The sequence below is a fragment of the Nostoc sp. genome (assembly GCF_054880495.1).
Genome location: NZ_JBTYKD010000124.1, coordinates 1 through 9,179 on the forward strand (window position 1 = coordinate 1; position 9,179 = coordinate 9,179).

At 42.3% G+C, this 9,179-nt stretch carries 9 protein-coding genes and 1 tRNA gene; 6 read left to right on the forward strand and 4 right to left on the reverse strand.

Annotated elements, in window-relative coordinates:
• The first annotated feature begins 126 nt into the window (after positions 1-126).
• Positions 127-747, forward strand: a complete 621-nt coding sequence (locus tag ACYTXL_RS13545; RefSeq protein ID WP_461925207.1) for a hypothetical protein — start codon at positions 127-129, stop codon at positions 745-747.
• Positions 748-823: 76 nt separating this feature from the next.
• On the opposite strand, the gene cobA is transcribed toward ACYTXL_RS13545, so the two are convergent.
• Positions 824-1,603, reverse strand: a complete 780-nt coding sequence (gene cobA, locus ACYTXL_RS13550; RefSeq protein WP_461925208.1) for a uroporphyrinogen-III C-methyltransferase — start codon at positions 1,601-1,603, stop codon at positions 824-826.
• Positions 1,600-2,367, reverse strand: coding sequence for a sirohydrochlorin chelatase (locus ACYTXL_RS13555; protein WP_461925209.1), 768 nt, complete (start codon positions 2,365-2,367; stop codon positions 1,600-1,602). The genes cobA and ACYTXL_RS13555 overlap by 4 nt, the downstream gene beginning before the upstream one ends.
• A gap of 283 nt (positions 2,368-2,650) precedes the next feature.
• On the opposite strand from ACYTXL_RS13555, the gene ACYTXL_RS13560 reads away from it, so the two are divergent.
• Positions 2,651-3,271, forward strand: coding sequence for a hypothetical protein (locus ACYTXL_RS13560; RefSeq protein WP_461925210.1), 621 nt, complete (start codon positions 2,651-2,653; stop codon positions 3,269-3,271).
• A 218-nt stretch (positions 3,272-3,489) separates the two neighbouring features.
• Here the strand turns inward: ACYTXL_RS13560 and ACYTXL_RS13565 are convergent, their stop codons facing one another.
• Positions 3,490-3,873: a DUF4359 domain-containing protein gene (locus ACYTXL_RS13565; RefSeq protein ID WP_461925211.1), complete on the reverse strand. Its 384-nt coding sequence runs from the start codon at positions 3,871-3,873 to the stop codon at positions 3,490-3,492.
• 124 nt (positions 3,874-3,997) lie between these two features.
• On the opposite strand from ACYTXL_RS13565, the gene ACYTXL_RS13570 reads away from it, so the two are divergent.
• Positions 3,998-4,070, forward strand: a tRNA-His gene (locus ACYTXL_RS13570).
• A gap of 1,156 nt (positions 4,071-5,226) precedes the next feature.
• Complete coding sequence (locus ACYTXL_RS13575; RefSeq protein WP_461922670.1) at positions 5,227-6,315, forward strand: HoxN/HupN/NixA family nickel/cobalt transporter; 1,089 nt, start codon at positions 5,227-5,229, stop codon at positions 6,313-6,315.
• Between the two features lie 579 nt (positions 6,316-6,894).
• On the opposite strand, the gene ACYTXL_RS13580 is transcribed toward ACYTXL_RS13575, so the two are convergent.
• The gene (locus tag ACYTXL_RS13580; RefSeq protein ID WP_461925212.1) at positions 6,895-7,053 is read right to left on the reverse strand and encodes a hypothetical protein; all 159 of its coding nucleotides are present in this window, start codon (positions 7,051-7,053) and stop codon (positions 6,895-6,897) included.
• A gap of 14 nt (positions 7,054-7,067) precedes the next feature.
• Here ACYTXL_RS13580 and ACYTXL_RS13585 point away from each other — a divergent pair, with 14 nt between their 5' ends.
• Both ACYTXL_RS13585 and ACYTXL_RS13590 read left to right on the forward strand, forming a co-directional pair.
• Positions 7,068-7,751: an ATP-dependent Zn protease gene (locus tag ACYTXL_RS13585; RefSeq protein WP_461925213.1), complete on the forward strand. Its 684-nt coding sequence runs from the start codon at positions 7,068-7,070 to the stop codon at positions 7,749-7,751.
• 370 nt (positions 7,752-8,121) lie between these two features.
• Positions 8,122-9,179 (forward strand): RNA-guided endonuclease InsQ/TnpB family protein (locus ACYTXL_RS13590; protein WP_461925214.1); only part of this gene is annotated, 1,058 nt, incomplete at its 3' end.

Consider the following 9,179-nt stretch of genomic DNA (forward strand, 5'->3'; position numbering starts at 1 on the left):
GTCCTACGCACATTGGTCGCAGATGCAATCGTCATCACCCGCTCTGATCTCCACCTTGCTGGCGCTGAAGGTGGAGTCTTCCGCGACATGATAAAGTAAACAAATAGTTAAATCCAGAGTGCTTTCATGACAGCTGATTTGACATCTAGAGCGACATTTAACTTTCTAACCGTGCTATCCTATGCTGCGGCTGCGTATCAAAGACACAGAGGCACACGCCCTAGTGCTGAAATATTAGTAAATGCGTTGCTACAAGCCGAAAAATCTGCCAAGCAGCAACGATTAACTTATCCGTTCGAGTCTATTTTAGGTAAATGGCAACTTTCCTTTGTGACTGGCACTAATAAAGTCAAAGAGCGCGGGGGAATTCTATTAGGCAAGGGTTTCTATGTACCCAAGTTTATAACAGTCCATGTTTCCTTTAATACCATTTTGGAAGAGAATTTGGGCAGAGGCGAAATTATTAATCAGGTTGAATTTGGCCCAGTTTTGTTAAAGCTCACCGGACCAGTGCAATATTCAATTCAAAAAAATTTATTGGCGTTTGACTTTAACCACATAGTTATCAGTCTATTTGGTGGTGTTGTTTACAACAGACCAATCCGTTTTGGTAAAGTTAAAACAGAAGATTTCTACAACCAGCCCATAGCTAAACTACCCTTCTTTGGCTTCTTTTCAGTGACGGAAGATTTCATTGCAGCTCGCGGCCGGGGAGGAGGATTGGCATTTTGGATTCGAGAAACTTAAAGATATTGGAGAGCAAAACTCCACCATCTAAACTGCTTTCTCTAGACTTCTGATTTTTCTTTTTTTGTAGCAACCATTAAACTGGACGACAAGCAGAGAGAATACTGTGCATATTTACTACTTGTCCCATGACTGCGATCGCAGGCGCACCAAATCCAGTTTGCTCTACCTGCTCTACAATTGTCTCTAAGGTACCAATTAATTCTTCTTGTTCTGGCCGCGTACCCCAGCGCACCAAAGCAATGGGCGTTTCTAAATTTAACCCAGCTGCACTTAATTGTTCCACAATATAAGGTAGATTGTGAATTCCCATATAAATTACAATGGTTTCGGAACCGTGGGCGATGGCATTCCAATTCACTAGCGGTCTATACTTACCCGCAGCCTCATGTCCAGTAACAAATGTTACTGAAGAACTATATAGTCGATGAGTCAAAGGAATACCTGCATAGGCAGCGGCTGCAATCCCCGATGTGATACCTGGCACAACTTCCGTTGATATTCCGGCTTTGACTAACTCTGCCATCTCTTCGCCACCGCGGCCAAAAATAAACGGATCGCCACCCTTTAGCCGCACCACAATTGCATGATCCTGCGCTTTATCAATCAGCAATTGAGTTGTTTCTAACTGCAACAAAGAATGTCTCCCCGCACGCTTACCAGCATTAATTTGCTCTGCTTGGGGATTAATCATTGCCAGAATTGCCGGACTCACTAAGGCATCATAAATAACTACATCTGCACATTCCAATAAACCTTTCGCCTTCAGAGTTATTAGTCCTGGATCTCCAGGCCCTGCACCTACTAAATAAACCTTTCCCAAATACTTGTTCTCCTGTTTTTCTGTGCGGTTCATCTATCTATTAAATCCCAAATTAGCTCCGCTAATTCTGCACTTGCTCCCAAGGGCTGCGTTAATTGGAAATTCACCGCAGAAAATTGTAATTTTAGCTCCTCGATTGAGGCGGCGATCGCATCGGTTATTCCACCAGCGAATAAAAAGTATGGCAAAATTGCAATCTCCCGATAACCAGCAGCTACCAACTCTTTCACCCGTGATTCTAAACTAGGAGGGACAGCCCAATAAGCAGCCACTGCTCCTAAATTCGCCGCCATTGCTGACACAGTTTCTTGAGAACCTGGGCGACGGCTACCATGAGCTAATAGAATCCATGCTTGTGCTTTTATAGCAGCTATTTGCTTTGCCAGCAATTTCTCTAAATTGGGGTGAGAGCCTAAGTATGGTTGCAACTCAATCATGATATCTTGACCAAAAGCCTGTTGTGCTAGTGCTACTTCGGCGGGAATATCTGACATTACATGCACTCCCGGCAGCAGAAATAGCGGTACAATTTTGAGGCGATTTTGGTTTTGAGAGACTCCGCTCCGGCGTAGCCCAACCCAGGCATCGCCAAAAGCGCTCTTGGCAAATTGTTGAATCTGCTCGTGTAAAGGCTGAGGACTCATTTCCAAAGCAGCTATGCCAACCAGATGTTCGCTATCTGATGGCTTGTGGTTTTTTGGCAATTTGTTACATACCAGCTTTGCTAGTTGCTGCATAGCAATTTCTGGGCGGCGATCGCGACTTCCGTGAGATACTAGCAGATAGGCAGATGACATCGGCAAAGCTTGAACTCTCAGTTACTAATTCTTATATTTTACTTAAGATCAAGCTGGTAGTAATATAGCGTTTCCTAAACATCAGCGTCAGATGCATAGCCATTGTGGACAAGATAATGCCCAAAGCTTGTTTGGTTTGACCTATATTAGTGGGGTTGTTATGATTACGCACCAAACGACACAGAACCCTTGCCAGTAAGACACAACGCCTGTAAACTGCAACCAAAATCACCCACAGAGGCGCGGGGAGTATGTCACAAGAAGCCCAAGGAATTAAAATCTCATGAAGCTAGATCCAACTCAGACATACACCTTTAGCAAATATTTTGAAAGTGGTTACTATTCTGAAGACTTAGCCCAAGCCTTCGGTTATTCATTGGAGTATAAAGTATTTCAATTGCCACAATACTCAGGCGAATTGGATAGGTTGCTCGAATTGAGAGAAAGGATAGAAGAAGCGCTTCCTTATGTAGAACTAAGTACCGAGTTGGCTAGAAGAGAAGTAATAATTTCTAGAATAGTACTAGAGTTGATTCATTACACGAAGGCAAAACTAAGAATAGAATTTAGCCTGAGAGTGAATAATCAACTTCAAGGTACACTAGATTATTTAATTAGAACTACCCAACCAAATCAACTATTAGTCATAGAAGCGAGTCTTGCTGATTTAAGCAGAGGCTTCACTCAATTAGTAGCCCAAATCGTTGCACTGGATTTATGGGAGGATTCCCCAACTGTTGCAGAACAACCTATATTAACTGGTTGTGTCAGTACAGGGAGCTTGTGGCAGTTTGCTTGTCTTGATAGAGTAAATAAACATTTTACTCTAGGGATTAATAGCTACAGAGTTGTCGAGGATATTGAGGAATTGATGAGAATATTAGTAAGGTTATTGAAGAACTGAGAGACTTGCAAAAACATCCAAGTTCCCACTACATTTTTCCCAATTTAGGAAAATAATTAAAAACCTTGTCACCTAAACGCCAAGTCTAACTAGCTCCCACACCGCCCTAAAACCCGCCTTAATCCGTTGTTTCTTGGCGTGCTTCACTTAACTTTCTCTCATCCTCTCAGTTTACGCACATTTCAGCCTTTTTGCAAAAAAAGATCGTAAACAGGCTCTTATTGTTTTTCAGCAGTGTAAGTATAAAATTGATCCAAGGCTCCCACTGTTTCAAATTTGTAAGAAGGCATCCAAGAATTTATTTTTAAATCTGTACGATAAATGCTAAAAATAATGTAATTTTGTCTTTCTGTAGTCCTAGCAACAATTTCTTGGATTTGCGGGTTAGCCGAGTCAACCAACTTATCACAATTAAAACGGATTAAATTTTCTATAATATTCGTAGTTTTTTTACATACATCAGTTTTTAAGTATTTTGTCAGCCGTTGCACTGCATATTCTTCATATTCAACCTGACTGGGATTGGTCTTCGCCATTGTCACACCCAAGGCGGCGAGTCCTGCTGCTGCTCCAGTATATGCAATGATGGTTAAGGGTTTCATGTTTGCCAAGTAAAATTCGTTGTAATCCTTAGATTCCAGAGACTCTAAATCAACTAAGTCCGTTCCTTGAATAAAAGCTCTTGATCACTTGCCAAATTTTTGCTATAATTCAAATTGTTGAATGGCGAGCGTAGCCAAGTGGTTAAGGCAGTGGTTTGTGGTACCACCATTCGTGGGTTCAATTCCCATCGTTCGCCCTACATAACTTCATAGTGATCCATATATTCCTATAAAAGATGGGTTGTGGTTCTAAACCTTCATAACTATTACTTTAGCAAGGATCTGCCATCTAGGAGTTCATGGACTTGAAAGGGTTGCTATAAATCAGCCAGTCGAGTCATCGCACAAGCGATCGCACCGAAAATCTCTTAGAACAGCAGGAAAAAGCTCACAACGAAAAAGATGTGGATTTACCAAAAGCGCCAATAACTTCAGCAAGTACAGAATCGGCTAGAAGTCATTCTCGCTAAATGCGCCATTGTTTAAGGGATTTCCAACAAATAAATTACTACTACTTGTGGGGTGGGCATCTTGCCCGCCTTACAGCAGTTTTCATGTATTTGAACCACATCTGTCGTAGGGGCACAGCAATGCTCATGCGTGTCAACTTAAGAAAAAAGTTGCTTTGAGAAGACGTTTTGCCCTCATCCCCTAACCCCTTCTCCCAAGTTGGGATTCGGGGAACTAGAGAATTTGCTCCCCTCTCCCAAAATTGGGAGAGGGGCTGTTCTTGTGAGGGTCAAACCTCGAAAGCATGCCTTGCCTAACTTCTAGGTTAAGTTGACACCAATGAGCTTTTTCTGTGCCCCTACCGCGTGGTCTATTTACCTGAAAATAGCTGTAAGCTATGGGCGCTCGTGTCGCCCACCCCACGATCAGTAGTTGAGTATTTTTTATTTTAGGACTTACGCAAACAATAGCTGAAAAGAATGATTTTTAGGTAGGGGCAATTCATCTAGCTTTAGCTGACCGCAGGGTATTGCCCCTACCGCGTGTAGTTTTGCGTAAGTCCTATATTTGTCAGTCCCTAATCGCCTCCCTTACAGTCTTCTCTTTGCCTACGCGGGTATTACCCCTTGATTTTCTAACTGGGCTGACAAGTCCTATTTATAAAGATTTCAGCCTGCCAATGCTGCTCACCGTTATGAAGTATGACCGACTAGTCACACTTTTGACATAACTTTGCAATACCTTTGTCATTTTGATAGGTTTTACTAAACCTTACGTGAATGTCAATGTAAGTAATTTTGATGAATGAAACTTTTATAGGCTGGCTCAGTATGCTGGTACGGCTGATACAGAGTCTCATTCGTTTTTCACCTTGTCGAAATATGCCTTTATAAGGAGTGATAAATGCTATCCAGATTTTCGCGTGTTTTCAACGATAGTTCCAGAAACGTTAGACGTAAAGTTCTCAACATCTATGCGTTCCTGATCAGCGTGAATATTTTGATCTGGGTACTTGCCCTGATTACATTCCACAGCTACCCCCTTCTGCTTGGCACTGCCGTCTTAGCTTATACCTTTGGTCTACGTCATGCTGTAGATGCTGATCACATCGCCGCGATTGACAATGTTACCCGTAAATTGATGCAGGAGAACAAACGACCTGTTGCTGTTGGGTTTTTCTTCTCTCTAGGTCATTCCACAGTTGTAATTTTCGCCTCTGTGGCGATCGCTTTAACCACTACAACCATCCATAACAATTTTCCCAGTTTTGAAAAGGTTGGGGGGCTAATTAGCAGTAGCGTTTCTGCACTTTTCCTACTAGCAATTGCAGCAATCAATATGGTGGTGCTATGGGATGTTTATAAGACCTTCCAAACCGTCAAGCGAGGGGGAATCTACGACGAGCAATCCTTAGATGAATTTTTGAACCAACGTGGGCTACTCGGTCGCATCTTCCGTCCTTTGTTTCGGTTGATAGATAGTAGCTGGCAAATGTTTCCTTTAGGTTTCCTTTTCGGTTTAGGCTTCGACACGGCGACAGAGGTTGCACTGCTGGGGATTTCTGCGAATCAAGCCGCTAAAGGTCTGCCTATCTGGTCGATCCTATTGTTTCCAGCTTTGTTTACCGCAGGTATGTCCCTAATTGACACCACTGACGGCATTTTAATGCTTGGTGCTTATGGCTGGGCTTACGTCAAACCAATCCGCAAGCTCTACTACAACATGACCATCACCCTTGTTTCTGTACTAGTTGCTGTGGTCATTGGCGGAATTGAGGCTCTAAACATTATTGGTGATCAGTTACAACTGAAAAGTCCATTTTGGGATTTCATTAGTCAACTAGGTGATAACTTTGGCACAATTGGTTACATAATCATTGGCATCTTTGTATTCAGTTGGTTACTTTCGACCATCATCTATAAAGTCAATAAGTATGATGATTTGGAAGTCACTAGTGTTACAACTGCTAAAGATAAGAGGAATAGGCATTGAGCTTATTATATGCGCGACATGAAAGTTGTACATCATAACAGCTTTTATAGAAGTAAATCTTTATCACAGGCTATATAAACAAAGTCCGCTTAGGCGGACTTTATAAAAAAGAAGATATTTCAACTAGATTTGTTATAACACCAGTTTTCATGTATTTAAACCACATCTGTCGTAGGGGCACAGAAAAAGCTCATTGGTGTCAACTTAAGAAAAAATCTGTTTTGAGAAGGCGTTTTGCCCTCATCCCCTAACCCCTTCTCCCAAGTTGGGATTCGGGGAACTAGAGAATTTGCTCCCCTCTCCCAATTTTGGGAGAGGGGCTGTTCTTGTGAGGGTGAAACCTCGAAAGCTTGCCAACAGGCTAGCTCTAACTCATCTTTAGATTCATCTCGAACCTTAAAGTAGTAATAAAGATTACCAATAGAATTCAGTCAGGGGATATTCTGGGGTTTCGGTTTGGGTTTCTGGTTGTAGGGAATCGATGAGGGTTTTTAGCAATGTCCAGCCTCGGCTAAAGTCGAGTTCTTCGGTGAGTTCAGCCAGGGGGGACTGACGGAAAAATTCTGAGAGTTTGGTGGGTTAGTCTGGGTGGGTGTTGTGTCTGGTCAGGCTTTGGGCAAGAAGTTGGATAATATACAGTTTATCGTTGGGGGAAAGCTGAAGGAGTTGTTGTTCGAGTTCTGGGATAGCCATGATGGGGTTTAAGTGGACGATAATGAAATAAAGATTAAGCTGCACTCAGAAAACTCTCAATGAGCCAGACTACCCTAAATTTAGTTGCAATATCTATCTTTCTCATCACCCTATCGGTACTGCTAGGGCCATTCTTAAACATATCACCGGCAGTACCAGCGATCGCTACTTTCACCATTTTAGGCATAGCGACATTAGATAGTTTCAGCTTGCAAGGCAAGGGTGGTACTATCTTTATAGATTGGATTGCTGGTTTTTCAAGTGAACACCGCGATCGCATCGTCCACCACGAAGCCGGACATTTCTTAGTTGCTTACCTATTGGGTATTCCCGTTACCGGCTACACACTCAGCGCTTGGGAAGCCTGGAAACAGGGGCAACCTGGCCAAGGCGGCGTTAGCTTTGATGATCGCGAATTAGCATTGCAACTAGAAGCGGGCAAAATCAGTGCCCAAATGCTAGACCGCTACTGCACTGTTTGGATGGCGGGTATTGCTGCTGAAACCCTAGTTTTTAATAATGCTGAGGGTGGAGGTGATGATAAAAATAAACTGATAGGAGTCTTGACAATTTTGGGTTTTCCTGAATCAGTTTCTCAGCAGAAATTCCGGTTTCATACCCTCCAGGCGAAAACCCTACTGCAAGAAAATTGGTCTAGCTACGAGGCTTTAGTTAATGCCATGAGAGAACGCACTTCGGTAGAAGATTGTCATGTTGAGTTGGGAGTGGGGAGTAGGGAGTAGGGAGTTAGGAGTTAGGAGTAAAGAAACGCGATGTACGACTTATTTTTAACTTTACACCGTAAGTCCCCCACTGAATTGTACTCAATCAGTGGCGGGATATAAGGTGGGCAATGAGGAATTGACCGACAAACGACAATAACCGCAGGTTATTCAGAAACGTTGGTCGATGACGAATTGCCAATCTTGGTATTTGGCAGCGAGTCGATATATTCTTCTATCAGTTGGGTTAGCGTCTTGTCCTGATTCGCTGCATAGTTCCTGAATTTACTCATTCTTCTAGTCGATATTCGTAAACTTATTCTACATTCTTTCATTTTATCCACCCAGTTGCCATACATTTATGTTATCCTAAAACTAGGAGGTAAGACAAATGAGAACTTCGTATCAATACCGATTGCGTCCAACAAAACAACAAATAGATGAACTTGACCGATGGCTAGACATGCTTCGTTGTCAGTACAATTACTTGTTAGCTGACCGCTTTCGTTGGTATGAAGAGAATCGGTGTTCTATCAATTCTTGTTCTTTATTTGTTTGCCATCTACCAGAGTTGCGAGTCAATCCTAACTACAACAGTCAACAAGATTCCCTTCCTCAACTAAAGAAAGACCGTCCCTGGTATAAAGAGCTACACTCGCAAGTTTTGCAAAATGCAGCAAAGCGAGTAGAATTAGCTTTTGATAGATTCCTCAAGGGCGATTGTAATGGAAAGAAAAGCGGAAAACCTCGGTTCAAAGCAGCTAACCAATACAAGACTTTTACCTATCCTTCCATGAAGGATGATTGCATGGAATCAGGCTTTATAACCCTTCCGAAGTTTGGGAAAGTGAAGCTAATACAACATCGCGCAATACCTGATGGATATAAAGTGAAAACTTGCTCCATTACCAAGAAAGCCGATGGGTACTATGCAACTTTGAGCCTAGAAGATAAGACCGTGCCTGCCGTTAAATCTGATTTCAACCCAGAATCAATAACCGGGATTGACGTAGGTTTGAAAGAGTTTTTGACTACTTCTGAAGGTAATATAGTCAAAATCCCACAGTATTACCGTAAAGCCCAAAAGCGCTTGCGAGTAGTTCAAAAACGGGTATCTCGTAGGAAAAAAGGTAGTATTGGTAGACAAAAAGCTATCAAACAATTAGGTAAGCAACATAAAAAAGTTGCTGATAAGCGCTCATATTTTCACTTCAAAACTGCGAACAATTTGTTGAAAAAATATGATGTTGTGGCGGTAGAAGATTTGAACGTCAAAGGACTTGCACGTACTCGATTAGCTAAATCTATACTTGATGCTGGATGGTCAAGCTTTTTGTCGATTCTAACAAACAAAGCCGTAAATGCTGGTTTGGTGGTTATTCCGGTAAAAGCCTCTGGTACGAGTCAAGATTGTTCTAGTTGTGGCGTGAAGGTTCCTAAAAAACTGCA

Coding starts and splice junctions, on each gene's coding strand:
- ACYTXL_RS13585 (WP_461925213.1), top strand. CDS start 7,068: ATGAGCCAGACTACCCTAAATTTAGTTGCAATATCTATCTTTCTCATC.
- ACYTXL_RS13565 (WP_461925211.1), bottom strand. CDS start 3,873: ATGAAACCCTTAACCATCATTGCATATACTGGAGCAGCAGCAGGACTC.
- ACYTXL_RS13560 (WP_461925210.1), top strand. CDS start 2,651: ATGAAGCTAGATCCAACTCAGACATACACCTTTAGCAAATATTTTGAA.
- cobA (WP_461925208.1), bottom strand. CDS start 1,603: ATGAACCGCACAGAAAAACAGGAGAACAAGTATTTGGGAAAGGTTTAT.
- ACYTXL_RS13575 (WP_461922670.1), top strand. CDS start 5,227: ATGCTATCCAGATTTTCGCGTGTTTTCAACGATAGTTCCAGAAACGTT.
- ACYTXL_RS13545 (WP_461925207.1), top strand. CDS start 127: ATGACAGCTGATTTGACATCTAGAGCGACATTTAACTTTCTAACCGTG.
- ACYTXL_RS13555 (WP_461925209.1), bottom strand. CDS start 2,367: ATGTCATCTGCCTATCTGCTAGTATCTCACGGAAGTCGCGATCGCCGC.